The sequence below is a fragment of the Bacillus nitratireducens genome, from assembly GCF_001884135.1.
In the GTDB taxonomy this organism is placed as follows: domain Bacteria; phylum Bacillota; class Bacilli; order Bacillales; family Bacillaceae_G; genus Bacillus_A; species Bacillus_A nitratireducens.
Map to the genome: position 1 here is coordinate 36,682 of NZ_MAOC01000019.1, position 26,397 is coordinate 63,078.

Sequence of the window (26,397 nt, forward strand, 5' to 3'; positions counted from 1 at the left end):
AGGTAAGAAATTGAGGTGTTACATATATGAGTAAGCGTTATGTCGTTGTTGATTTAGAGACGACAGGGAACTCCTGGAAGGATGGGAAGGATAAAATCACCCAAATTGCGGCTGTTGTAGTGGAAGATGGAGAGATATTAGAGATTTTTTCATCTTTTATTAATCCGAAGAGAGAGATTCCACCATTTATTACAGAATTAACAGGGATTGATGAGAGTTTGGTTAAGCAAGCCCCGTTATTTCAAGATGTAGCCCCGATGATTGTTGAGCTATTACAAGGTGCAGCTTTCGTTGCACATAACGTTCACTTTGATTGGAATTTTTTAACGGAAGAATTAAGGCAGGCTGGATATACAGAAGTACATTGCCCAAAAGTTGATACAGTTGAGTTGGCGCAAATTCTTTTGCCGACAGCTGATAGTTATAAATTACGTGATTTAGCTAAGAAACATGAACTAGAGCACGATCAACCACATCGTGCGGATAGTGATGCTCTTGCAACAGCGGAATTGTTTATACAATTTTTAAATGAAATCGAAAAGTTACCGCTTGTCACGTTGCAATCGCTTTATGAATTAAGTGATGTTTTCCAAAGTGATATAGCTGATGTGCTTTCTGAAAATATTTTAAAGAAAATGATGCATGGTAAAGAAAGGGCAGAGGGGTTTGAAGTGTATCGAAATATTGCGCTTCGAAAGCGGAATTATTCTTTAAGTCTCAGTGAAACATACCCATCTAAATTTGATGCTTTCTTACATAAGACAATGGATAAACTTGAGTTAAGTATGCCAAAGTTTCAAAAAAGAGAAAGCCAACAGATTATGATGAAGGAAATATATACAGCGCTAAGAGATTCTAGGTTTTCACTTATTGAAGCAGGAACAGGTACCGGAAAGACTCTTGCATATTTACTTCCAAGTATTTATTTTGCAAAGAAAAAAGAAGAACCTGTCATTATAAGTACACAAACTGTACAACTGCAACAACAAATACTAGAAAAAGAAATACCGTTATTGCAGAAAATAATGTCATTTTCATTTGAAGTAGCTCTTTTGAAAGGAAGAAAGCATTATCTTTGTCTACACAAATTTGAATATGCTTTGCAAGAGGAAGAGAAAAATTATGATATGGCGCTCACAAAGGCAAAAATTTTAGTATGGTTATTGCAAACGGAAACTGGCGATCGTGATGAATTAAATATTCCTGAGGGCGGCAAGTTACTTTGGAACCGTATTTGTAGTGATGTACATAGTCCAGGCGGGATGCAAAGCAACTGGTATAGTCGTTGTTTTTATCAAAGAGCAAAGAATAAAGCGTTATTTGCAGATATCGTTATTACAAATCATGCTTTATTATTTCAAGATTTTTCAAGTGAAGAACCACTGTTTGCTTCATGTGAACATATTATTTTTGATGAGGCTCATCATATCGAGGAAGCGGCGAGTAGAACATTAGGTGAACAGTTCTCATGCATGTATTTTCAATTAGCTTTATCTCGTCTTGGTACGCTAGAAACAGATGATGTACTTTCTAAAGTATATAAAATGATGAAAAAATCAGAGCAAGCATCTCGTTCGACTTTCCGTATGGTGAGTCATAGTTTGAAGGAATTGAAATTTGATGCGGATGAACTATTTCAAATGTTACGGACTTTCGTATTTAAACAAACAAAGCAGGAACAAGGGATGAGCAATATGCCGCTCATTTATCGATATAACACGGAAGTAGAGACAGGTAAGTTATGGGATAGCATTACCGAGTTAACAAATCGATTTGTGTATGATGTAAGAAAATTATTGACTACACTTGAGAAGCAAGTTGATATATTGCAAAGTAAATTAGAATGGGAGATGCATGTCGTTACAGGTGAATTTATGCATTTAATTGAGTTGTTGAGAAAGATGGCACAATCTTTACAATTACTCATTTTAGAAAAGAATTCATACGTGACATGGATGGAGACTGAAACGAAGGGAACGATTCATTCAACAGTTTTATATGCGCAGCCTGTTCATATTGGTGAAAGATTTGCTGATGAATTTTTAACACAGAAAAAGAGTGTTATTTTCACATCAGCAACGTTAACAGTTAATGATTCATTCGACTATATAAAAGAGGAGCTAGGTTTACATGATTTTGCTCCCAATACATTAAAGGTTCCATCACCATTCCGTTTTGAAGAGCAAATGAAATTAATGGTTTCAACGGATGTACCTTTTATTAAGAAAGCAAGTAATGAAGAATATATTGAGTCTATATCGGCACATATTGCGAAAATAGCGAAAGCTACAAAAGGTAGAATGCTCGTTTTATTCACTTCGTATGAAATGTTGAAAGAAGCGTATACGAATTTGAAAAATGATGAGACATTAGAAGGATATTTATTATTAACGCAAAGTGTGAATAATAAGAGCCGAAGTCGTCTAATCCGCAAATTCCAGGAGTTCGACAAATCGATTTTGTTAGGAACAAGTAGTTTTTGGGAAGGGATAGATATACCTGGAGATGCCCTGAGTTGTCTTGTCATTGTCCGTCTTCCTTTTACCCCTCCTCATCAGCCGATGATGGAAGCAAAAGGAGAGTGGTTAAAAAATCAAGGAGAAGACGTATTCGCTAAGTTGGCGCTCCCGCAAGCAATCTTGCGTTTCAAACAAGGATTTGGTCGTCTTATTAGAACAAATACAGATACGGGAACTGTATTTGTATTAGATCGTCGTTTGACAAGCTCTTCTTATGGAAAACGTTTTTTACAATCAATCCCAACTGTCCCGCTCTATGAAGGTCCTCTAGAAGAATTGTTAGAACAATTAAAGGAACGGCCAAATGAATAAAATTGGAATAAAAATACGCCTGAAGTACATTTAAACTTCAGGCGTAAAAAATGTGGGTAGGAGGAATTTTATTTTTCTTACTTCTTGTATACAAAATGTATCGGTTTTCGACTTGAAACCTTTTTTTGCTGTACATGTCCTGCTATAATAGATGGGTGATGAAGCAGGGGTTGTAAAGAATGTACTCTTATTGTAACCGCATTGCGTTCTTCTATAATTAGAAATTTTTGTGTAACGGAGGAGTTTTTTCATGGATAAGAAAATCGAAGTCCTATCAACGACGCGTATTAAATATTCGTCTGACTTGTATAAAATCGTTGATAGTTTGAATCGTACGTTAAAAGAGCAGGACCTCATGTTCGGATTAGCATTAGACGAAAAAGATAAAGAAACAGCTGTATTTACGATTTACAGAACGTAGTGATACAATGAAAAAGTGGATCTTTGCAATCGTTATCGTAATCGTTGCTAGCGGAATATATGGGGCGTATGTTTATAATAAAGCAATGGAAAAGAAAATCCCTAAAGAGGCAAAATCTGTAGAAATTGCAAAAGAAAAGGCAAAGCTTACAAAGGTAAAATCTGTGGATTATTATAACGGAGAATCTTCATATACAGTCGTACAAGGTACAGATGAAAAAGGAGAACAACTTATCGTTTGGGTGCCTGAGAAAAAAGGGGAAACTATAGTAAGGAAAAAGAGCGAAGGTATTTCTGAAAAAGATGCTTTACAAAGAACGATTGAACAAGTCGGAGATGAAAGTAAAGAACCCAAAAGTAAGCCGAAAGAAATTTTAAAAGCAAAATTAGGCTTTGAAAACAATATACCATTATGGGAAGTTACATATATTGATGATGACAATCGTTATAGTTACTACTATCTTGAATTTAAAGATGGGAACTTTTTAAGACGATATAGCATTGAAAAATAGATGTAGGGGGAACTACAAATGAAATTAGCAAAGCGAGTAGCTGCTTTAACACCATCTGCAACTTTAGAAATTACAGCAAAGGCACAAGCATTAAAAGCAGAAGGTCATGATGTAATTGCATTAGGAGCAGGAGAACCTGACTTTAATACGCCAGAACATATTATGGATGCTGCGCATAAAGCGATGTTAGAAGGACATACGAAGTATACACCAACAGGTGGATTACAAGCGTTAAAACAAGAAATTGTGAAGAAGTTTACTCGTGATCAAGGAATTGCGTATGATCCATCTGAAATTATTGTATGTAATGGTGCTAAGCATGCATTATATACATTATTCCAAGTGTTACTTGATGAAGGAGATGAAGTTATCATCCCAACTCCTTATTGGGTAAGTTATCCTGAGCAAGTAAAGCTTGCTGGTGGTAAGCCAGTTTATGTAGAAGGTCTAGAAGGCAATGAGTACAAAATTACAGCAAAGCAGCTGCGTGGGGCAATTACAGAGAAAACGAAAGCAGTTATTATTAATTCACCGAGCAATCCAACAGGGATGATTTACAGTAAAGAAGAATTGCAACAGCTTGGAGAAGTATGTTTAGAGCATGATATCTTAATCGTTTCAGATGAGATCTATGAAAAATTAATTTATGGTGATGCGGAATATACTTCAATTGCCCAGCTTTCTAATGCATTAAAAGAACAAACACTTATTATTAATGGTGTATCTAAATCACATTCTATGACAGGTTGGCGTATTGGATATGCAGCAGGAAATAAGCAGCTTATTAAAGCGATGACGAACTTAGCGAGTCATAGTACGTCAAACCCTACTTCAATTGCTCAATACGGTGCAATTGCTGCGTATGCAGGCTCACAAGAACCTGTAGAAACAATGCGTCAAGCGTTTGAAGAAAGATTGAACATTATTTATGATAAATTAATTCAAATTCCTGGTTTCACTTGCATTAAGCCACAAGGTGCTTTTTACTTATTCCCAAATGTAAAAGAAGCCGTAGCATTAGCTGGGTATGATACAGTTGATGAGTGGGCAAAAGCATTATTAGAAGAAGAAAAGGTGGCTCTTGTTCCAGGTACAGGATTTGGTGCACCAAATAACGTTCGATTATCGTATGCGACATCTCTTGAGCAAGTTGAGAAAGCATTAGAACGAATTCATACGTTCATGAAAAGTAAAGTACAGGCTTAATCGTCTGTTTCTTGTAGTAAATGGCAAAAAACCTCCCTATATATAGGGAGGTTTTTTTGACGAATTGTGGCAAAAAGAAATGGCTAAAGGTGTGTTATACTAGAAAGCGAGGTGTTTGGTGATGAAAAAGAAAATGATGTTACAATGGTTTGAACAGGGAAGCATAGCGATTCCTAAATTGCTTATGATGCATTATAAAAAGCTAGGTTTAAATGAGACGGAATTTATGGTAGTACTTCATGTACACACATTTTTAGAATCAGGTAATTCGTTCCCGACTCCTTCAGAGATTTCAGAACGGATGACGATAACAGAAATGAAATGCATGGAAGTGATTCAGACTTTAATCCAAAAAGGTTTTTTAGCACTAGAAGGTGGACGAAGATCTGAAGCGATGATGTGTGAAAGTTATTCTTTACAACCACTGTGGGAAAAAATATTGCACTTTTTAATGAATGAATCTATAGAGGAAGAGCAAAAAGAACAAAAACAAATTCAAGTAAATTTATATACAGTATTTGAAAAAGAATTCGGAAGACCACTTTCGCCATTTGAATGTGAAACATTAGGGATGTGGGAAGATCAGGATCAACACCATCCGAATTTAATTCAAGCGGCTCTTCGTGAAGCTGTTATGAGTGGTAAACTTAATTTCCGGTATATTGATCGTATTTTGTTTGAGTGGAAAAAGAACGGAATTAAAACGGTAGATCAAGCGCAAAATCAAGGCCAGAAATTTAGAGCGAATCAACAACGCACACAACAAACGACAAAACAAGAGACGAAATTTACTGGGAAAGTGCCTTTTTATAATTGGTTGGAGCAGTAGTGTAGGAGGAAAGATATGTTGAACAAAACGCAAATTCGTTATTGTTTAGATACAATGGCGGATATGTATCCAGAAGCGCATTGTGAATTAATTCATGATAATCCATTTGAACTTGTAATCGCAGTGGCATTATCTGCACAATGCACAGATGCACTTGTGAATAAAGTGACGAAAAACTTATTTCAAAAATATAAAACACCAGAAGATTATTTAAGTGTGTCTTTAGAAGAATTACAACAAGATATACGTTCCATTGGATTGTTTAGAAATAAGGCGAAAAATATTCAAAAATTGTGCCGGATGTTACTAGATGATTATAACGGGAAAGTTCCAGAAGACCGTGACGAGCTGACGAAATTACCAGGAGTAGGGAGAAAGACAGCGAATGTAGTTGTTTCGGTAGCATTTGGAATTCCAGCGATTGCTGTTGATACGCATGTAGAGAGAGTGAGTAAGCGGTTAGCAATTTGTAGATGGAAAGATTCTGTGTTAGAAGTGGAAAAGACATTGATGAAGAAAATTCCAATGGATGAGTGGGGAGTTACACACCACCGTATGATTTTCTTTGGACGTTATTACTGTAAGGCGCAGCGACCACAATGTGAAGAGTGTCGATTACTAGAAATATGTCGTGAAGGAAAGAAACGAATGAAGGGGAAATAAAGGATGGAGCGAGTTATAGAGATACCGAAAGAGTTTCGGTACGTACCATTTTTTAAAAAGAATGCAAATTCGATTACGTATAATACAGACCAGTCTTTTGAAGAAATAATACAAAATACTTACTTTATATTTGATATTGAAAGACAATATGAGCCGTGGAATGAAATTGAAACAAGTATTCCGGCAGTGTTAAATGTATGGAAAAGCAGGCATAAAGAAATTGCGACACTATTTCGAAACCGAAAAAAACAAGAAGCTGAGTACCCGATGATTCTTTTTGCAGCACACTTGCTATCGGTTGTATATTGGCTAAATGAGAAGCCTGTTCATAGTTTGAATGAGATGCAAGTAAATACGAATGAATTGGAAGCACAACCTGTTAATTTTGTAGAAAGATACTCATTTATTATAAAGAAACCGAGTAATTATCATTCATATATTCAATTAGCACAGCTGTATATTGAAATAGAAAAGCTACATGTTAAGAAAATGATAACAAAAAAGAAGTCCTTTTCTCGTTAAGAGTAAGGACTTCTTTTTTGTTATTAAGACTCTGATGTAACAACATCTCCGTCTGCGTGAGGTGTATCTCCTCCGGTATTCTGTTGGTGCTGTTCTTCTTCAGCTTTTTTTCTAGCTTCTTCTTCAGCTTTTCTCTTAGCTTCTTCTTCAGCTTTTTTCTTAGCTTCTTCTTCAGCTTTTTTCTTAGCTTCTTCGTCAGCTTTTTTCTTAGCTTCTTCGTCAGCTTTTTTCTTAGCTTCTTCGTCAGCCTTCTTCTTAGCCTCTTCTTCAGCAGCTTTCTTTTGAGCTTCTTCTTGCTGTTTACGTTGTTGTTCTTGCTGCTGTTGTTGTTGCTGTTGCTGCTGCTCTTGTTGTTTACGCTGATCTTCATCAGCTTTTTTCTTAGCTTCTTCTTGTTTTAGTTTATCTTCATTGGCTTTTTTCTGGGCCTCTTCATCAGCCTTCTTAGCCTCTTCTTCAACTTTTTTTGCATCTGGAGTTCCGCCAGGCGCAGTGAATGATGCGCCAATTGCAGGACTTGTTCCAGTCCCCTTTTTCGCTACTACAGAGAAGCTGTAAGTAACACCTGGTTTAATACCACCAAGAGTAGCAGTCGTACCGCTTACTGACAAGCTACCACTAGAACCGTCAGTAGCTTTATAGCTTGCTGCGTATGCATCAACATTTGATGATGGTCCAGACCAGTTCAGTGTCACTGTGCTAGCTCCATCGAAAGCTACATTAAGACCACTAGGTGGATCTACTTTAATTTGTTTAATTGCATCTTTCTTCGCACCTTTTACATATAACTCTCCGTTTATTTCTTGAACAGAAGAAGGACGTTCAAAACGAGAGTTATCTGTAGCGAATTTGCTCATCATTACTTGGAACATTTGCTGTGCAATTCTAGTATAACGATCACTAATGTAGTTTTCTGGGCCATTTTTTTCGTAACCAGTCCATACTGCCATTGTATATTGCGGTGTATATCCAGCGAACCAGCTATCTCTGTTTGCATCAGCTGGAATACCGTATTCTTTTATAACGTCTTCGTCAAAGTTTTGTGTACCTGTTTTACCTGCTACGTCAATACCTGAAACGTATGCTGTTGGACCTGTACCACCAGAACCAGGTTTTACTACGTCACGAAGAACGTCAGTCACCATGTAAGCTGTATAGTCGTGCATTGCACGTTGTTCTTTCGGTTTAAAGTTTTTCTTTTTCCCGTCTGGGAAGATGACTTCTTTTACGAAGTGAGGCTTATTATACACACCGTCATTGCCAAATGCGGCATACGCCCCAGCTACTTGTAATGGAGAACTATCGTTACTACCAATTGCTGTTGATTCAAATGTTTTGCCGTCTTTAAATGTCATGCCCAAGCCTTCAGAAAACGCTTGTGACTTAGGAAGACCAACCGCTTGAGCTGTTTTTAAAGCCGGAATGTTTAATGATTTTTTCAGTGCTTCACGTAGTGAAACGTCACCTTTATAACTATTTGTTGCATTTCGTATTTTTTTACCATTGGAATACGTATACTCTGAGTCATTTAATTGATGGTATGTAGACCATTGTAAATTCTCAATTGCCGGACCATAGTCGAAAATTGGTTTCATTGTGGAACCGACTTGGCGTTTTAAATCAGTGGCCATATTATGACCTTTGAAAGTAGACTTACTTTCTTTACGCCCAGCTCCAATTGCTCGAACTTCTCCAGATTGTGTATCCATAAATACGAATGATCCTTGGAATTGATCGTTTGGATACTTAATAAGATTGCCATCCATAATTTTTTCAGCATAATCTTGAGCATCTTGATCAAGTGTTGTATGAATCGTTAAACCATCTGAACCGATATTTACATCCGGATATTCTTTTTCCACTTCTTTTACAACCGCATCTAAAAATGCTTGGTACTTCATTTCAGTCACTTCTGAAGATGGAAGAAGTCCTTGTGTTACAGGGATTTGCATTGCGTCATTCATTTCTTGTTTCGTTATATACCCGTGTCGATTCATTAAAGATAATACGATATTACGACGTTTCGTTGCTCGCTCAACGTTTTCTTCTTTTGTTGGATCATAAATGTTAGGACCTTGGGGTAAACCAGCGAGCATCGCAGCTTCATGTAATTGTATGTCTTTTAAATCTTTACCATAATATTTTTTTGCAGCTGTTGAAATACCATAAGAGCGATTACCTAAGTTAATCTTATTTAAGTACATTTCTAAAATTTCATGTTTTGAGTACTGTTGCTCTAACTTATAAGATAAGTACCATTCCTGCACTTTTCTCTTTGCAGTTTTGTCCATCGTTAGAAAATAGTTTTTAACTACTTGCTGTGTAATCGTACTACCACCTTGTGAGCCAAAGCCACCAGTGACATTTTCCATAATTGCCATTCCAGTACGTTTAAAATCAATTCCATCATGCTTATAGAAGCGAGCATCCTCAGTCGCAAGGAATGCACTTTCAATTACTTTGGGAATTTGATCGTAAGTAACATGGGTTCGTTTTTCAGCACCGTATTCATAGAAGAAATTCCCGTTTTTATCAAGGAATTTTGTTGATAAAGGATTGACAAGTTTTGATTTGTCTAATTTCGGAGCGTCCTTTACCATAACAAAGAAAGCCGAAACGCCAGCTACGAGGCCGACGATACCAAGAAGTAGACAACCTATAAGGAATTTCTTAAAAAAGGAACCTTTTTTCTTTGGCTTTTCTTCTTTATGAGTTTCTTTCGTTTGATTTTTTACATGATTTCGTTCTGTACGAGAACGATAATTATCTGACATTATACTTTCTCCTACCTTTCATTCTCTCCCCCAAAAGTCGAAAAAAGAGCCTTAGTGATGACTCTATCACGAAAAATAAACCGTGTCTAGTACGCGGATATAATCAATTCGAGGGTGATAACCGCATGATAATAAAGACCCATGCTCTTCTATTTCTTGTTTTGTAATCGATTTACGTCCACCAGTATTTTGACGATTCCAAAATGCAATAATATGTTTTGCATCTAATAAATAAAATTCATCAAAAAGTGTAAATTTAATAATAACAAATGCAATTCCATTATGAGCGACTACTTGCTTCATATGTTCAATTTGATGAAGGTGGAAGTTTTGAAGTGGAAAACTGGTTTTATTTTTAGTTTCTTTCGCTTCAAAATCGATGTATTTCCCTTTGTATACACCGTTGTAATCTGTTGTAGAAGGTTGTTTGAAATACGCTTCTTTTACCACTGCAGCACTTCGAGCGGGGTAATCTACTTTTACAATTTGAAGAGGTGTAGGTTTTTTATGTACGCATGCAATATTATGGGTTAAGTAATATTGATTGGTTTCATTCAATTCCTCTTCAAGGGACATACCTCTATTACTGTAAGTATGTTTTTTTATTGGTGTCTTATGAGGTTGTGAAGCTTGATCGTACCTTTTTCCATTTGGGTAACGAATGGTCATATTGTGTCCACTCCCAACTTGTTAAGAATTACTTACAAAGGTGATTATATCAAAAAATGAAAAAAGATGTGACCTTTTTCAAGAAAGGTATGGTACTTATTCATGTTTAGCTGGAACGATTACGAAAAAATTATACAAAACCGTAATGATATTTTGTGTACAGAAGAGGAGAAAGCTATGGTTCTTAATATTAAGGAGAGAACGGATGTAGCTAACGTGGATAACATTTCACGTACACAATCTTACCAAGAATATTATTTGAGAAATAAAGAAATCCGATGGTCTTTTTTAGCAAGTATGGTCTCAAGGAATGGGGGATGGAATATGACAGATTTAGAAGGAGAATATTATTCTAATCTTCTGTCCCAAACAGTTAAGAGGCGATTATTTCTATGTTATGAGAAAGCCAATTGGCTCATTTTCTTAGATGCATTTCCTCAACTATTACTGTATGAAGAAAGTAAAAGGCGATGTGAGCCGCTCTTTCATTTGTTACAATTTTTCAACATATCAATTTTTATGGAAAAAGAATGGTCATATTTCTGGGAGAAAAAAGATATCAATAGGCTTATGACGGCACTTATTATTAATGAACAAAATAAAATTCAAAAACCAGTAATCGAGAATACATACTTTCAAAAACATGTATTTGATACGGCAGTGTTCAAATTTCAAGAAATACTTCACATTAGTGCAGTTGTTTTTCCAATGATGGAAGGGAGAATGTATGGGTTTTCAGTTTGTCAATTTGAAACGTTACAAAAACGTATAGAACTTGGGAAGAAGTTAGCTTGGTTATTATTTCATTCAAAGTATAAAGATTCTTTTTATAAGTTTGCATTGCAAACTAGGCATACGGGATCAAGGATGGATTATGAATGCAATATAAGAGAGATTAGAAAATCAAGTACACCGGCCCTTAGAGATGTGTACGCTATTGTCGCTCACGAAAAATTAATTGAAAAAGATTGGTTTAGTGAAGGGATGGAAGTGGAGTCGTTATTTGTACTTGAAAAACCAAAGGGAGGAATTAATATAACAGAATGGTATAGGATGAAGAGGGAGCAAATTCATACTCTTTCTATATTAAGTAGTTTTGTTAAAAGAATAGATGAGTTCATGATATAATCAAGAAGTCCCGCCTTCCTATATGAAGGCGGGGCTTCTTGATTGAAAGTAATATGTTTTTCAACAAATTACTTTTTACTTCGCTATTTGCTGGCAGTACGACTTTAATCTCAGCACTTATCGAAAGCAAATAGGGAAGGTTAGAATGGAAATTAGCTATTTGTGGGCGGTAAAACTCCCACCTCAAAATTCGGCTGGAGCAAAGAAGTTAGGTGGAAGCCCTGCTGTCCGTAAACGCTCGATTGGTGAAGGCTAATAATCAGTGGGGATGAACAAAACACTCACTGATTAAAGTTTCACTTTATGTAGCGGGGAAATTTGGACCATCAAGCTTTGGATTACCAGTCTCAGGTTTGTTTTGTTGTTTGTTTTGTTTTTTCTTTTTTTCATTTTTATTTTTTGCCATCGTAATACACCTCCTTTTTGTATTGTTACCATTTCTAAAAATGGCATACAAAATGATTTCTTTGACGAATATCAACTAGTTTTGTCATGTGAGCAGGAGTAACTAATCAATCGGCGAAATTACATGACAAAGGAAAGGCAAAGAAGGGGGCGTTTTAAATATGGCGATGGTTCAGAAGGAAGATGTTATGAAAAAAATGGATCAAATGTTAAGTTCTCTCGATTTGCTGGAAATGAATATTGGGATTAGAATGAATCACGCATTGAAGGATAAAGTTGAAAAAATATGCAATAAGATAGAAATAACAGAAATGCATATCGAGCATATGGAAAATAAATTAGTGCATCACGAAGAAAAAGGGAGCTGGGTAAAGACATTTCAAAACGTCGTAGTCAGTGCATAATAAGGTGGGAATAAAATGAAATATGAAGGATTAATCCAGTCTTCGGAGAAGTTAATGCAGTATAATGATGAAGCCAATGTAAAAAAAAGAGAAATGGATGAATATGATTTTTATAAGGATATGAAGCCATTTGTTGATATGGTAGATACGGAGTTAGAGGTGTGGAAAGAATTAGCTTATATATGGATAAAGGAAGAGCGGCCTAAGTATATACATGTGCAACAAATCGATCAAGTGTATGAGAATTTACAAACTAATGTGCTACAATGTTTTGTTAATAAGGGAAAAGGTAAACGTTTCTTTGAAACTCATCAAGCTATTTCGTATACTTTGCAAAATATCGTAGATCAATGTAAGTAACAAGAGGGGGAAAACCCTCTTGTTTTTTTAGGCTTCTGTCGCTGTTGTAGGTTTTGTTGCGCCGTTTATTTCTAATTCGCGTATTAATGTTCGGTAATCTGAGATGCATATTTTTCCTTCGAGATAACAATGTCTCGCAAAGTCTAGTAGTTCATTTGAACTTTCTGTACAGTACCCCTTTTTTTGAGAAAACGCTTGTTTTAAATCCCCTAATACCATGTTGATTCCTCCCCCATGAGAATCTTCTTCCTTATTATCATAGCATGGAAGGGTTTACTTTCTAATTTTTTTAAAAATTTAAACTTCCGACAAAAACAGACAGATACTCCGTCACACATTTTATTTTATAGGTACATATTCTATATGTAGAAACTTATGTGAAGGAGGAGAGTATGCATGTTTCAACAACCTAATGTATATCAGCAAACAAATCCATATGCACAGCAAAATATGTACCAATATAATGAGGATACATATTTACGATATAATATGTATCCTTTCGAGCCTCATTATGGGAACCAAAATTATTATCAACCATTTGAAGTGTCGTTTGGGAATCAACAACAGCAGCCACAATCACAACAACCCTACATGAATCAACAACAGCAGCCACAATCACAACAACCCTACATGGATCAACAGCAGCAGCCACAATCACAACAACCCTACATGAATCAACAACAGCAGCAACCACAACCACAACAACCCTACATGAATCAACAACAACCTTATATCAATTCGCAATATTATATGCCGCCACCATCTCCCTATGGAAATCAACAAGCGATGTTTTATCCACCAAAACAACCGTATCCAACTATGAATAAACAAAAGCAACAACAGCAACCGAGTCAATTTTCGAGCTTTGTTTCCCAATTTAAAACATCAGATGGCAACTATGATGTAAATAAAATGATGAACACAGCTGGACAAATGATGAATGCGATGAATCAAGTGACGGGTATTGTGAAACAAGTTGGAGGTTTTTTTGGTAAATAATAGTGGGGGGTATCTATAACAGTATTATGTATGAAGTAGGGCAATAGTCAAATTTCTATGAAATAAATGGGTGTATATAACAAACGGCTTTACCTCTTTTCTCATATTGTAAAGAGTAATCAGATTTTCTTTATGAGAGAGGAGAGAAAAACTATGCATCATTGTCATCCTTGTTTTGGAGGGCATAAGCCTGTAGGACCTATTTGTACAACTGCTCCTGTCATTCATCCGACTAAGCAATGCGTAACACATTCTTTTTCAACAACGGTGGTGCCACACATTTTCCCAACACATACAACACACGTACATCATCAACAAATTAAAAATCAAAACTTCTTCCCACAAACAAACTCGAACGTAAATGTTGTAGACCCTGGTGATCCAGGATTTGGTGGCGGATGTGGACCATGTGGTCATGGACACCATGGACACCATGGACATCAAATATCTCCATTTGGACCAGGACCAAATGTATCACCGTTTGGACCAGGACCGAATGTGTCACCATTTGGACCAGGACCGAATGTATCACCATTTGGACCGAATGTAGGACCAAACGTTGGTGGAATGTTTAAAAAGTAAATGATATGTTAGAACTAGCGAAATGCTAGTTCTTTTTTTGTAATTGGAGTGTTGATATGAAAGTCGTTGCTGTAACAGGATATAAGCCATTTGAACTTGGAATATTTAAAAATGATCATCCAGGAGTAGAATGTATAAAAAAGGCGCTTCATCGTAAGTTAACTGCTTTTGTAGAAGATGGTTTGGAGTGGGTTATTATTAGCGGCCAGTTAGGAGTTGAATTATGGGCTGCTGAAGTTGTTTTTGAGATTCAAGTAGAATATCCAGATTTAAAATTAGCGGTATTTACTCCTTTTTTAGAACAAGAAGAAAATTGGAAGGAAGATAACCGTGAATATTACGAATTTATTCTTTCGCAAGCAGATCACATTGATAGTATTACGAAACGGAAGTACGAAAGCCCAGAGCAATTTAAATTAAAGAATCAATTTTTTATTGCAAAAAGCGATGCACTTTTAGCTGTATATGATGAAGAAAAGCCTGGGAGCCCTAAATATATAGTAGAAGCGGCTAAGAAAAAAGGAGAAATAGAAAATTATCACAGTTATTTCATTCTTTTTTCTGATTTACAAGATATAATGGAAGAGGAACAGTGGAATAATGCAGATTAATATGTAATATTGTACTTGCATATTTGATTGACAAAAGGCATTGTTTCTGAAAAAATTTAGTTAATGAAAGCTTTGGCAAAAATTTGAGGTGAAGAAAATGATTTCGGATAAAATTAAATTAACAGCGAAAGATATTTTAGAAAAAGAATTTAAAACAGGTATGAGAGGTTATCAACAAGAAGAAGTAGATAAGTTTCTTGATATGATTATTAAAGATTATGAAGCCTTTCATAAGGAATTTGATCAATTAAAACAACAAAATGTTCGTTTAAAACGTGAATTAGAAGAGCAGAAAGTAGCGGCAACACAAGTTCCGCAACAACCAGTACAAACACCAGTTGCACAACCAGTATATAACAATACGAATACGGATATTTTAAAACGTCTATCTAATTTAGAAAAAGCTGTATTTGGAAGTAAGTTATACGAATAAATTAGGGTAACAAAAAGGTTAAAGTAGTTTACATAGAAAAAAACATTGCAAAATCTTTTTGTTTCCACTATACTAATGTTTGTCATAACGTTTGGGTAATCGCTGCAACGCCAACGTTGTAGAGGAAAGTCCATGCTCGCACGACCTGAGATGGTCGTAGTGTTCGTGCCTAGCCAAGTCATAAGCTAGGGTATTCTGGCTGTGAAGCTGGTTTAACGGCAGGGAAAAAACCTAAGTCCTTTCGGATATGGTTTGACTACCTTTAAAGTGCCACAGTGACGAAGTCCTTGAAGAAATGATAGGAGTGGAACGAGGTAAACCCCACGAGCGAGAAACCCAAATAATGGTAGGGGAATCTTTTCCAAGGAAATGAACGACGGAAAAGGACAGGTTTTCATAACCTGTAGATAGATGATTGCCACCGGAGTACGAGGCGTGGGCCGTTTGCAGTACAAAGGAACAGAACATGGCTTACAGAACGTTATGAACCAACTATGAAATAACTCAGCTCTCCTTTGTTAGAGGAGGGCTTTTTATTTGTATGAAGTTATAAATTATGAGTTAAAATGGTTAATGAGATAATTCTTCGTAAAATGTAATGATTAATAGGACAAATTGCTATTAATTATTGTTTAACTATACATAAGAGGTGAATGCAAATGGGAAAAGTTACCTTAATTGCAACAGCGGCAATGGGTATTGAATCGTTAGTTGCCCGAGAAGTTCGTGATCTTGGTTATGAATGCCAAGTGGAAAACAGCAAAGTAACATTTGAAGCAGATGAAAAGGCGATTTGTCGCACGAACTTATGGTTACGTACTGCGGACCGTGTGAAAATTAAAGTTGGCGAATTCAAAGCGACAACATTTGATGAGCTGTTTGAAAAAACGAAAGCATTAAACTGGGGAGATTATATTCCAGAGAACGGAGAGTTCCCTGTAATTGGTAAATCGTTAAAATCTGAGTTGTTCAGTGTTTCAGATTGCCAACGTATCGTTAAAAAAGCTGTCGTTGAAAAATTAAAAACAACATATAAACGTACAACTTGGTTTGAAGAAGATGGTCCGTTATTCCGTATTGAGATCGCAATGCTCAAGGATATTGCAACATTAACAATTGATGCAAGTGGTGTTGGACTTCATAAACGTGGATACCGTATGGATCAAGGGGAAGCTCCTTTAAAAGAAACATTAGCTGCGTCTTTAATTAAGTTAACAAACTGGAAGCCAGATCGTCCTTTCGTTGATCCTTTCTGTGGATCTGGAACAATTCCAATTGAAGCTGCGTTAATTGGACAAAATATCGCACCAGGATTTAACCGAGGCTTTGCATCGGATGAATGGGGCTGGGTTGGTAAACAAAATTGGCGTGAAGCTCGTCAAGAAGCTGAAGATTTAGCAAATTATAATCAACCATTGCAAATCATTGGATCTGATATTGACCATCGTATGATTCGAGTTGCTCAAGATAACGCAGAAGAAGTTGGATTAGGGGATCTTATATCATTTAAACAAATGCAAGTAAAAGATTTCACGACAAAAGAGGATTATGGCTATGTTGTAACGAATCCTCCATACGGAGAACGTTTAAGTGAAAGAGCGCTTGTTGAAAAATTATATAAAGAAATGGGAGAGGTATTCCGCCCATTAGATACGTGGTCAATGTATTTATTAACAAGTTATGAGGCATTTGAGAAGTGTTACGGAAAAGATGCATCGAAAAAGCGTAAACTGTTTAACGGATTTATCCGTACAGATTACTACCAATACTTCGGAAAACGTCCACCGCGTAATTCATAGTATAAAACTCCTCCAGCGCGCATATACTGGCTATTATGTAATGCGTAAAGGAGGAAGTGATATGGATAGTTTCCAATTATCGATGATTCAAAAAGCTATTCACCGTACGTATGATGAGCTCGGAAAAGAAGTGGATAGTCATGGCGTAATTGTAGATGAAATACAAAAAGCGCAGGAAGAATATTTATCAGCTCTTTCACATGAAACAGCGATTGATAAACGGTATTTAAAGTCATTAATATAGAAGAAAATTTTCCTTTTTCGAAAGGGAAATTTTTTTTCGTGTATTTCTATGTATTGCAACAGGGGAAAGTAGCTGTATACATATGTGTAGCAGCTGTTATATCTTTTTATAGAAAAACTGTTTGGTTGGAGGCTAAGGATGTTTACTGAGAAGAGATTACCATTTGAAGTAGGAAAACAAGACAATTTTTATGATAAGTTGAATGAGTGGATTGGCGATGTGTTTTACGACATCCTTCCGGAAAAAGGCTTTGAAGAGCGTGATGAACAAATTTTTATGGCGTTTCAGTTAGAGCGTGCTTTCCAAGAGAAAAAAGTTATGTTCGCAGAAGCGGGAGTAGGAACAGGGAAAACAATTGTATATCTTCTATATGCAATTTGTTATGCACGTTATACTGGGAAGCCAGCTATTATCGCTTGTGCAGACGAAACGTTAATTGAGCAGCTTGTGAAAGAAGAAGGGGACATTGCTAAGTTATCTGAAGCATTAGGACTATCTGTTGATGTAAGACTTGCGAAATCAATGGATAATTATTTATGTTTACGAAAACTAGAAGATGTTATGAGTGGGCGTGCTCCAGAAGTAATTGAAGACGTATATTATGAATTACCACAGTTTGTATTTGATCATGGTACGATGCAAAACTTTACTCACTATGGTGACAGAAAAGAGTTTCCACTTTTAAATGATGAGGAATGGTCAAAAGTAAATTGGGATTACTTCCAAGATTGCTTCACTTGTGATTCTCGTCATCGTTGTGGACAAACTCTTTCTCGTGAACATTATCGTAAAGCGGCAGATTTAATCATTTGCTCTCAAGACTTCTATATGGATCATATTTGGACGTACGATGCTCGTAAACGTGAAGGACAAATTCCATTACTACCTGAAAGTAGCTGTGTTGTATTCGATGAAGGACATCTTGTAGAATATGCAGCTCAAAAAGCTTTAACGTATCGTTTAAAGCAAACGATGATGGAGCAACTTTTAACGAGATTGTTACAAAACGATATTCGCGAAGAGTTTGCACATTTAGTGGAAGAAACAATTTGGCAAACAGAGCGATTCTTTGATGTGTTACAAGAGAATAAAAAGGAAATTGCCGGTTCTGATCGTTTAGAAATTACTGTGACAGAAAAGGTAACTGCAGAGGCGAATAGACTTTACGCAAAAATCGGTGAAGTCGGTGACGCATTAGTATTTGAAAGTGAAATGCATACAGTAAACACATACGACTTAAATATCGTAGATGAACATTTAGATGTGTTAGAACATTCACTTCGTCTGTTCATGCACGAGAAAAATGTAATTACATGGGGTGAAGAAGGTGATGGAGCCTTCACGTTAGTTATTATGCCGCGTGCAGTTGAAGAAGTGTTACAAGAAAAAGTATTCTCAAAGAAGATTCCGTATATTTTCTCTTCTGCTACATTATCTAACAACGATTCATTCGCATTTACAGCAAATAGCCTAGGGGTAAAAGATTACTTATCATTCTCAGTTGCCTCACCGTTTGATTATGAGGAGCAAATGGCAGTAAACTTATTATCGCATACGAAAGAAAATGAATGGGAAAGAAAGTGTCAATATACACTTGAAAATATACAGAAAACAAATGGACGTACACTTGTATTATTCCGTACAACACAAGAGCTTGCAGCGTTTAAAGAATATGTAAGTAAAGAGCAAATGTCGGTTCCATTCCTATATGAAGGGGATCAAGAAATTAGTCAGCTCGTTTCTCGTTTCCAAAATGAAGAAGAGACTGTACTTTGTGCCGTTCATTTATGGGAAGGTTTAGATATTCCTGGCTCATCATTATCGCACGTTATTATTTGGTCATTACCATTCCCTCCAAACGATCCTGTGTTTGAAGCGAAGCGTAAACATGTAAATGATCCATTCTGGGATGTAGATGTACCATATATGATTTTACGTCTTCGTCAAGGGATTGGCCGTTTAATTCGTACGAGCGACGATAAAGGTGCTATATCAATCTTCTTATCTGATACAGAAGATGAGAAAGTGGTAGAAGCGGTGAAAAACGTACTACCAGTAGAAGGTAAAGAATTATAAGGAGAAAGCTTGGCGCTTGCCAAGCTTTTTTTCTATTATAAAAGGAATTTAGATTTCCATGTCGAATTAAGTTTGAGGTAGAAAAGGGAGGTTTTTATACGATGACGGTAGCTACATATGAAGTAGAAAAACAATTTTTAACATATGTGAAGAAGATACAGAATTACGGAGAAGCATTAAGCTTAATGTTTTGGGACTTGAGAACAGGTGCGCCTAAAAAAGGTGTAGACCAGCGTTCAGAAGTAATTGGTATGCTTTCATCAGAAGTGTTTGCCATGTCGACTTCAGATGAGATGGGGAACTATTTAACAGAGCTTGAAGCTTTAATACGTGAAGACAAACTTTCTGAAACGACAACGAAAATGGTTGAAGAGTGTCGTAAAGAATATGATAGAAATAAGAAAATTCCACAAGCGGAATATGAAGCGTATGTGAAATTAGAAGCGAAAGCGGAGAGTGTGTGGGAAGAAGCTCGCGAAAAATCTGATTTCGAAATGTTCCGTCCGTATTTAGAACAAATAGTTGAATTTAAAAAGAAATTTATTACATATTGGGGTTACGAAACATATAAATACAATACATTATTAGATATGTATGAGCCGGGTATTACAGTAGAAGTGTTAGATCACGTATTTGGTCAACTACGTGAGCGTATCGTTCCGCTCGTAAAAGAAATATCGGAGTCGCAAAAGAGATTAAAGACAAGTGCTTTATCAGAACATTTTTCAAAAGAACAACAAAAAAACTTTACATTAGAGCTATTAAAGCAATTGAATTATGACTTTGAAGCAGGTCGTCTTGATGAAACGGTACATCCATTTGAGATTACATTAAATAGAGGGGATGTTCGTATTACGACACGCTATGACGAAAAAGATTTCCGTATGGCAGTGTTTGGAACAATTCATGAATGTGGTCATGCTGTATATGAGCAAAATATTGCAGAGAAATTTGAAGGTACACCGCTATGTAGTGGAACATCTATGGGTATTCATGAGTCACAATCATTATTCTTTGAGAACTTTATCGGTCGTAATAAATCATTCTGGAAGAAAAATTATGATTTATTAAAAGAGTATAGCGATGGTCAATTCAATGGTATATCAGTAGATGAGTTTTATGATGCGATTAACGAATCGAAGCCATCGTTCATTCGTATAGAAGCAGATGAGCTTACATATCCGCTTCACGTCATGGTTCGTTATGAACTTGAGAAAGAATTGTTTGACGGTACATTACAAGTGAAGGATTTGCCAGCGGCTTGGAATGATAAGATGGAAGCATATTTAGGAATTCGTCCAGAAAACGATGCACAAGGTGTATTGCAAGATGTTCACTGGGCTGGTGGTTCATTTGGATACTTCCCATCTTATGCGCTTGGTTATATGTATGCAGCGCAATTTAAGGAAAGGATGATAAAAGACATTCCGAACTTTGATGCATTATTAGAAGAAGGAAACGTAACACCAATTCGTGAATGGTTAACAGAAAATATTCACCAATATGGTAAAACGAAAAAGCCGCTTGAAATTTTAAAAGATGTAACAGGTGAAGGGCTAAATGCAAACTACTTAGCTGATTATTTAGAAGCTAAATATAAAGAGATTTATGAGTTATAAAACAGGAGCTGCTTAATTGCAGCTCTTTTTTATGAGGGAGTGAGAGAAATGGGCTATATATTTACAGTAATGTCGCAAACGGAAGCGGAAGAAATTGCGTACAACTGGCATTATGAAGGGAAGTATTCTTTTTATGACATAGAGGCAGATCAAGAAGATTTAGCTGAATTTTTACATGATGAGAGTAGAGGGGACGACACATTTGCTGTGAAGGAAAATGGTACTCTTATTGGCTTTTTTAGCTTTTGCAGAATGAATACTCGAACGGTTGATATCGGACTAGGAATGAGACCTAATATAACTGGAAATGGATTCGGTTTAAAGTTCGTAAAAGCTGGACTAGATTTTAGTGAAGAAAAATATGGTTGTAACTATATAACACTATCAGTAGCGACATTTAATGAAAGAGCAATTAAAGTGTATAAAAGAGCGGGATTTGAAGCGGTTGGAACGTTTATACAGAAAACAAATGGTAGTTGTTTTGAGTTTTTGAAAATGAATTATATATGTAAAAATGATTAAAAAACAGAGGAGAACTTCTGTTTTTTATTTTGATGTAGCAATAAATGATGTTTGTTTTTGTGCTCGCTGTAATTGGAGGTTTTGAAATTTTGGAAGAGGATGTGTATGATTGAAGTTTAGTAGTAAATAGCAAGTTTAGTAAGGAGAGGTAGAGATAGTATGATTACAATTAAAACGAAAAATGAAATAGATTTGATGCATGAATCTGGGAAATTACTTGCTTCATGTCATAGAGAAATTGGAAAAATGATAAAACCAGGAATAACGACACAAGAAATTGAGACGTTTGCTGAAGCGTATTTAGAAAAGCATGGTGCAACATCTGAGCAGAAAGGTTACAACGGGTATCCATATGCAATATGTGCATCTGTAAACGATGAAATGTGTCATGGGTTTCCGGCAGATGTTCCTTTAACTAAAGGCGATATTGTGAAAATTGACATGGTAGTAAACTTAAATGGTGCGCTTTCAGATTCTGCATGGACGTATACAGTTGGCGATATTTCTAATGAAGCAGAAAGGTTATTGTTAGTAGCTGAGAATGCTTTGTATAAAGGGATTGATCAGGCGGTAATCGGTAACCATGTAGGAGATATTGGCTATGCCATTGAAAGTTATGCAAATGCTGAAGGTTTTTCTGTCGCAAGAGATTTTACGGGACATGGAATTGGTAAAGAGATTCATGAAGAACCAGCAATTTTTCATTTTGGGAAGCAAGGACAAGGGCCTGAGCTACAAGAGGGAATGGTAATTACGATTGAGCCGATTGTAAATGTAGGTATGCGATATTCTAAAGTTGATTTAAACGGATGGACTGCAAGAACGATGGACGGTAAATTATCAGCTCAATATGAGCATACAATTGCGATTACAAAAGATGGGCCGGTCATTTTAACGAAGCTATAATAGAGAATGTAAGAGTTTGCAAAACTCGAACGAAAATAGTGTTTTTGTAAAATTTGTACGTGTTTTTTAAAATAAATACTTTCCAAATTATAAAAAGTGCGTTATAATCCTTCTATAAAATAAATAGTTAGCTACACTCATATAATCGCGGGGATATGGCCTGCAAGTTTCTACCGAAGTACCGTAAATACTTTGACTATGAGTGAGGACGAATATATTTGCTTGTTTAGCATTCTTTTTTTGCGAAACTCCAAAAGCGCGTCTCTCACTTGTAACGAGTGGTGGCGGCTTTTGGAGTTTTTTATTGCATAAGAGGGGGAACAAACATGAAAGTATTACAAGAAAAGATTTTGAACGAAGGAAAGGTTTTATCTGGTGACGTATTAAAGGTAGATGCATTTTTAAATCATCAAATTGACCCAGTACTTATGCAAGAGATCGGAAAAGAATTTGCTAAGCGTTTTAAAGAAGAGAACATTACAAAAATCGTGACGATTGAATCTTCAGGCATTGCACCAGCAGTTATGGCTGCATTAGAGCTTGGTGTAAAAGTAATCTTTGCAAGAAAACGTAAATCGTTAACGTTACAAGATAATATGTATGTGGCGAAAGTATATTCATTTACAAAACAAGAAACGAACGAGATTTCATTATCTCGAAATCATATCGATGAAAATGATCGTGTGTTAATCATTGATGACTTTTTAGCAAACGGCCAGGCTGCTTTAGGATTAATGAGTTTAGTAGAGCAAGCTGGTGCAAGTATTGCGGGAATTGGCATTGTTATTGAAAAAGCATTTCAAGATGGAGGAAAGAAGCTGCGTGAACAGGGTGTTCGTGTTGAATCACTAGCAGAAATTGCATCACTTGATAACGGCACAGTTACATTTGTACAGCAAGAAACTGCGGAGGTGAATTAACAATGAAGCAGCACCCATTTAAAATAGCATCGCTTGGTATGCAGCACATGCTTGCCATGTATGCTGGCGCAATTATTGTTCCTCTTATTGTCGGCGGAGGACTTGGTTTAAATCAACAAGAATTAACGTATTTAGTATCGATTGACTTATTAATGTGCGGCGTTGCAACGATTTTACAAGCATTATCAAATCGCTTTTTCGGTATTGGACTTCCGGTTGTACTTGGTTGTACATTTACAGCGGTTGGGCCGATGATTGCAATTGGTAAACAATACGGTGTGTCTTCCATATATGGGGCAATTATTGCTGCGGGATTATTTGTTGTTATTTTCGCGAAATTATTTGGGAAACTTGTAAAACTATTTCCTCCTGTAGTAACAGGATCTGTTGTTACAGTCATTGGGGTTACACTTGTTCCAGCAGCTATTAATGATATGGCTGGAGGAGTAGGCAGCAAAGATTTCGGAAGTCTTGAAAATTTAGCTTTAGCATTTGGAGTTTTATTATTTATCATCATTATCTATCGTTTCTTTGACGGATTTATCCGTTCAATCTCTATATTACTTGGTCTGTTGTTCGGTACAATTGCTGCGGCATTTATGGGGAAAGTAAGCTTGCAAGCGGTTGGAGAGGCAGATTGGTTCCATGGTATTCAGCCATTTTACTTCGGTACACCAACATTTGAATTAACACCAATTATTACAATGATTCTCGTTGCTTGCGTAGGGATTGTAGAAGCAACAGGTGTATATTTTGCATTATCTGATATTTGTAATAAAAAGATCGGTGAAAAAGAATTAACAAAAGGTTATCGTGCAGAAGGATTAGCAATGGTTTTAGGTGGAATTTTTAACGCATTTCCATATACAACTTACTCTCAAAACGTAGGACTTGTTCAATTAACTGGAGTAAGAAATCGCGTTATTATTTATACTTGCGGTGGTATGTTAATAGTTCTTGGGTTCATTCCAAAAATCGCAGCTATCACAACAATTATTCCGAAATCAGTACTTGGCGGTGCAATGCTAGCAATGTTCGGTATGGTTATGGCATATGGTATTAAAATGTTAAGTAGCGTTGATTTTGGAAAACAAGAAAATTTATTAATTGTCGCATGTTCTGTCGGAATCGGACTTGGAGTTACAGTTGTTCCAACGTTATTCTCACAGCTTCCTGAAAATATTCGTATTTTAACGGATAACGGAATTGTACTTGGAAGTGCGTCAGCAGTACTTTTAAATATCGTATTTAATATGGTGCCGCAGCGTAAAGTGAAAGTAAAAGAAGAGCCAGTGTCTATGCAAAGTGCAGTAAGAGAAGCGTAAAAAAGCAAGGTCTCATTATGAGACCTTGCTTTTCTTTTTAAGTGGCATCATCTTACCGTACGTACCAAGGCGCCAAATGTATTCAAGTGGCCCATATTGGTAACGTGAAAGCCACCAGCGGCTAATAAAGATTTGTAACGTATAAAAGCCGATGCAAAATAGTGGTCCCACCCATAATGGAGCGGGATAATAATTTTTGAAAAATAGGCCGAATACAAGTAACGTAACAATCGTATGCGTGATGTAATTTGTTAACGCCATTCGTCCGACATATTGGAACGGACGTAATAATGTTTGCCATCTTTCTTTTTGTAATAAACGCATGAGCGTGAAAATATAGAATATGAATAATGTTTTTCCACTAAACATTGTAAAGGCCTGCATATAAAATGGTTCATAAGATGGTTTTGATAAGAAGTAACGGACCATGAAGAACCACATTGGTAATGTCAAAATGAACATAATGATTTGCCATTTTTTAAGCTTTGGATCTAACTCTTTCGTGCGGCGGAAAATATCTTTTTTGCCGGCGTATAAACCAAGTAAAAATAGTCCAACTGTTTCTGGGAGCATGAATGCGTTTAGTCCAATTCCTTCAGAATAAAATGCATGGAAACGATTTTGTATTTGTGACACAAAGTCTTCAAGTGGCATGATCGGTAAGGAAAACCCTAACTCTGCCTTTGGTACTAAGGCAACCACTATACTAGCGATTAGCATGAAAAACTGAAAAATACTTAATAAAACGATTGCCCATATTAAAATGGTACGAGGTTCTCTCTTATAAAATAAAAATAAGAAAAATCCAGCGATTGCATAAGTATGTAAAATGTCTCCGTCCCATAAAAGAACGTAATGTAAGAAACCAAATAATAATAAAATAAGTAAGCGACGAACAAATAAAGTTTTTGGGCGATCTGTTTTCGCTTCAGCACGAGTCATAAAAATGTAAAAGCCTAGGCCGAATAAAAACGAAAAAATTGTATAAAATTTGGTTTGAATAAACATATCGTAAAATAGACGGATATAGCTATCTAGCCCCTCATAAACTCCTGAAAGATCACGTGAGTCAATCCCAGCGATAACAGGCCAGTTAACAAGAAAAATACCTAGTACAGCTATTCCTCTAATAATATCGATGGAATGTATCCTCTCGCCTTGTGAAATATTTTGTGTCATTATTTTCCTCCTTGTTAAGTAATTCCCTTTTATTATACAAAATGTAAAGAGGAGGGTATATAGGCAATTTCCAATTTTTAAAGCTGTTAAGTTGTGTATTATGAGATATAATAAGAGTGCACAGCAAGTTTTAAACTTCTTTAAAACAGGCAGTAGAGCTCCTTTTCCCGAAGGAGCTTTCTTTTTTAGAAATTTGTTGATAATGATTCTCTTTAATGATAAAATGTATTTAAAAGTGATAATCATTATCAAAAAAGGTTGGTGTGTTAATATGGTGTATGCACTTGTTGCAGGAACGATTGCTATATATTTTGGTGTTACAAAGTATGTATTAAATGGAGTAGGAACAACAAAATGAATAATATTACATAAAATCCCTTTCGTTTGTAAAAAGAATGAAAGGGATTTTTTTATTTTTAATGAGAATATGCTGAAAATTTAGTATGATAGTAAAGTGAA

The 26,397-nt window shown here is 36.1% G+C and carries 28 protein-coding genes, 1 other RNA gene and 1 riboswitch; of the genes, 24 read left to right on the plus strand and 5 right to left on the minus strand.

Annotated features, from left to right (window positions below):
- The first annotated feature begins 26 nt into the window (after positions 1-26).
- The 7 genes from dinG to BAU23_RS05125 all read left to right on the plus strand — a co-directional run bounded on the left by dinG (position 27) and on the right by BAU23_RS05125 (position 6,983).
- Positions 27-2,831, plus strand: a complete 2,805-nt coding sequence (gene dinG / locus BAU23_RS05095) for an ATP-dependent DNA helicase DinG (protein ID WP_000044920.1) — start codon at positions 27-29, stop codon at positions 2,829-2,831.
- A 250-nt stretch (positions 2,832-3,081) separates the two neighbouring features.
- A complete protein-coding gene (locus BAU23_RS05100) occupies positions 3,082-3,252 on the plus strand; it encodes a YpmA family protein (protein ID WP_000358352.1) in 171 nt (56 codons plus the stop codon).
- Between the two features lie 7 nt (positions 3,253-3,259).
- Positions 3,260-3,763, plus strand: a complete 504-nt coding sequence (locus BAU23_RS05105; protein ID WP_000758748.1) for a cell wall elongation regulator TseB-like domain-containing protein — start codon at positions 3,260-3,262, stop codon at positions 3,761-3,763.
- 18 nt (positions 3,764-3,781) lie between these two features.
- On the plus strand, positions 3,782-4,969 hold the full coding sequence (aspB, locus tag BAU23_RS05110; RefSeq protein WP_000761541.1) for an aspartate transaminase AspB: 1,188 nt from the start codon (positions 3,782-3,784) through the stop codon (positions 4,967-4,969).
- Between the two features lie 121 nt (positions 4,970-5,090).
- Positions 5,091-5,798 (plus strand): DNA replication protein DnaD, encoded by a 708-nt coding sequence (gene dnaD, locus BAU23_RS05115; protein ID WP_000728546.1) that lies wholly within the window; start codon positions 5,091-5,093, stop codon positions 5,796-5,798.
- A 15-nt stretch (positions 5,799-5,813) separates the two neighbouring features.
- Positions 5,814-6,461 (plus strand): endonuclease III, encoded by a 648-nt coding sequence (gene nth, locus BAU23_RS05120; protein ID WP_000933020.1) that lies wholly within the window; start codon positions 5,814-5,816, stop codon positions 6,459-6,461.
- A 3-nt stretch (positions 6,462-6,464) separates the two neighbouring features.
- Positions 6,465-6,983 (plus strand): YpoC family protein, encoded by a 519-nt coding sequence (locus BAU23_RS05125; RefSeq protein ID WP_071733692.1) that lies wholly within the window; start codon positions 6,465-6,467, stop codon positions 6,981-6,983.
- Positions 6,984-7,006: 23 nt separating this feature from the next.
- Here the strand turns inward: BAU23_RS05125 and BAU23_RS05130 are convergent, their stop codons facing one another.
- Both BAU23_RS05130 and recU read right to left on the minus strand, forming a co-directional pair.
- Positions 7,007-9,757, minus strand: coding sequence for a penicillin-binding protein 1A (locus BAU23_RS05130; protein ID WP_071733694.1), 2,751 nt, complete (start codon positions 9,755-9,757; stop codon positions 7,007-7,009).
- A gap of 66 nt (positions 9,758-9,823) precedes the next feature.
- Positions 9,824-10,426 (minus strand): Holliday junction resolvase RecU, encoded by a 603-nt coding sequence (recU, locus tag BAU23_RS05135; protein WP_000155584.1) that lies wholly within the window; start codon positions 10,424-10,426, stop codon positions 9,824-9,826.
- Between the two features lie 102 nt (positions 10,427-10,528).
- Here recU and BAU23_RS05140 point away from each other — a divergent pair, with 102 nt between their 5' ends.
- The gene (locus tag BAU23_RS05140; protein ID WP_071733696.1) at positions 10,529-11,554 is read left to right on the plus strand and encodes a DUF2515 domain-containing protein; all 1,026 of its coding nucleotides are present in this window, start codon (positions 10,529-10,531) and stop codon (positions 11,552-11,554) included.
- A 301-nt stretch (positions 11,555-11,855) separates the two neighbouring features.
- Here the strand turns inward: BAU23_RS05140 and BAU23_RS30890 are convergent, their stop codons facing one another.
- The gene (locus BAU23_RS30890; RefSeq protein ID WP_079999100.1) at positions 11,856-12,035 is read right to left on the minus strand and encodes a phage portal protein; all 180 of its coding nucleotides are present in this window, start codon (positions 12,033-12,035) and stop codon (positions 11,856-11,858) included.
- 85 nt (positions 12,036-12,120) lie between these two features.
- Between BAU23_RS30890 and BAU23_RS05145 the strand changes: the two genes are divergently transcribed.
- The gene (locus tag BAU23_RS05145) at positions 12,121-12,363 is read left to right on the plus strand and encodes a hypothetical protein (RefSeq protein ID WP_001252038.1); all 243 of its coding nucleotides are present in this window, start codon (positions 12,121-12,123) and stop codon (positions 12,361-12,363) included.
- 15 nt (positions 12,364-12,378) lie between these two features.
- Entirely contained in the window at positions 12,379-12,723 is a 345-nt protein-coding gene (locus BAU23_RS05150) for a YppE family protein (protein WP_016129031.1), read from the plus strand.
- Between the two features lie 27 nt (positions 12,724-12,750).
- Here BAU23_RS05150 and BAU23_RS05155 read toward each other — a convergent pair whose 3' ends face one another.
- Entirely contained in the window at positions 12,751-12,942 is a 192-nt protein-coding gene (locus BAU23_RS05155) for a YppF family protein (RefSeq protein ID WP_000242654.1), read from the minus strand.
- A 177-nt stretch (positions 12,943-13,119) separates the two neighbouring features.
- Between BAU23_RS05155 and BAU23_RS05160 the strand changes: the two genes are divergently transcribed.
- The 13 genes from BAU23_RS05160 (at position 13,120) to pbuX (ending at position 24,759) form a co-directional block, all read left to right on the plus strand.
- Positions 13,120-13,722, plus strand: a complete 603-nt coding sequence (locus BAU23_RS05160) for a YppG family protein (RefSeq protein WP_071733698.1) — start codon at positions 13,120-13,122, stop codon at positions 13,720-13,722.
- Positions 13,723-13,875: 153 nt separating this feature from the next.
- Positions 13,876-14,304, plus strand: a complete 429-nt coding sequence (locus BAU23_RS05165; protein WP_016129033.1) for a CotD family spore coat protein — start codon at positions 13,876-13,878, stop codon at positions 14,302-14,304.
- Between the two features lie 56 nt (positions 14,305-14,360).
- A complete protein-coding gene (locus BAU23_RS05170) occupies positions 14,361-14,915 on the plus strand; it encodes an SLOG family protein (RefSeq protein WP_000869386.1) in 555 nt (184 codons plus the stop codon).
- Between the two features lie 97 nt (positions 14,916-15,012).
- Entirely contained in the window at positions 15,013-15,348 is a 336-nt protein-coding gene (gene gpsB / locus BAU23_RS05175; RefSeq protein WP_000622428.1) for a cell division regulator GpsB, read from the plus strand.
- A gap of 87 nt (positions 15,349-15,435) precedes the next feature.
- An RNA gene (gene rnpB / locus BAU23_RS05180) (RNase P RNA component class B) lies at positions 15,436-15,827 on the plus strand.
- Between the two features lie 180 nt (positions 15,828-16,007).
- A complete protein-coding gene (locus BAU23_RS05185) occupies positions 16,008-17,147 on the plus strand; it encodes a THUMP domain-containing class I SAM-dependent RNA methyltransferase (RefSeq protein WP_000521237.1) in 1,140 nt (379 codons plus the stop codon).
- A gap of 61 nt (positions 17,148-17,208) precedes the next feature.
- Positions 17,209-17,391, plus strand: a complete 183-nt coding sequence (locus BAU23_RS05190; RefSeq protein WP_000376894.1) for a DUF3921 domain-containing protein — start codon at positions 17,209-17,211, stop codon at positions 17,389-17,391.
- Positions 17,392-17,529: 138 nt separating this feature from the next.
- On the plus strand, positions 17,530-19,467 hold the full coding sequence (locus tag BAU23_RS05195; protein ID WP_000493719.1) for an ATP-dependent DNA helicase: 1,938 nt from the start codon (positions 17,530-17,532) through the stop codon (positions 19,465-19,467).
- A 101-nt stretch (positions 19,468-19,568) separates the two neighbouring features.
- The gene (gene ypwA, locus BAU23_RS05200) at positions 19,569-21,086 is read left to right on the plus strand and encodes a carboxypeptidase (RefSeq protein WP_016129034.1); all 1,518 of its coding nucleotides are present in this window, start codon (positions 19,569-19,571) and stop codon (positions 21,084-21,086) included.
- Between the two features lie 48 nt (positions 21,087-21,134).
- Positions 21,135-21,608 (plus strand): GNAT family N-acetyltransferase, encoded by a 474-nt coding sequence (locus BAU23_RS05205; RefSeq protein WP_000540537.1) that lies wholly within the window; start codon positions 21,135-21,137, stop codon positions 21,606-21,608.
- A 159-nt stretch (positions 21,609-21,767) separates the two neighbouring features.
- A complete protein-coding gene (locus tag BAU23_RS05210) occupies positions 21,768-22,514 on the plus strand; it encodes a type I methionyl aminopeptidase (RefSeq protein ID WP_071733700.1) in 747 nt (248 codons plus the stop codon).
- A gap of 117 nt (positions 22,515-22,631) precedes the next feature.
- A riboswitch (purine riboswitch) is annotated at positions 22,632-22,733 on the plus strand.
- A 107-nt stretch (positions 22,734-22,840) separates the two neighbouring features.
- Positions 22,841-23,434: a xanthine phosphoribosyltransferase gene (locus tag BAU23_RS05215; protein WP_000866479.1), complete on the plus strand. Its 594-nt coding sequence runs from the start codon at positions 22,841-22,843 to the stop codon at positions 23,432-23,434.
- A 2-nt stretch (positions 23,435-23,436) separates the two neighbouring features.
- Entirely contained in the window at positions 23,437-24,759 is a 1,323-nt protein-coding gene (gene pbuX / locus BAU23_RS05220; RefSeq protein WP_000809237.1) for a xanthine permease PbuX, read from the plus strand.
- 15 nt (positions 24,760-24,774) lie between these two features.
- Here the strand turns inward: pbuX and BAU23_RS05225 are convergent, their stop codons facing one another.
- Complete coding sequence (locus BAU23_RS05225) at positions 24,775-25,938, minus strand: DUF418 domain-containing protein (protein ID WP_000193100.1); 1,164 nt, start codon at positions 25,936-25,938, stop codon at positions 24,775-24,777.
- A 100-nt stretch (positions 25,939-26,038) separates the two neighbouring features.
- Here BAU23_RS05225 and BAU23_RS29665 point away from each other — a divergent pair, with 100 nt between their 5' ends.
- Positions 26,039-26,296, plus strand: coding sequence for a hypothetical protein (locus BAU23_RS29665; protein ID WP_071733701.1), 258 nt, complete (start codon positions 26,039-26,041; stop codon positions 26,294-26,296).
- Positions 26,297-26,397 lie beyond the last annotated feature (101 nt).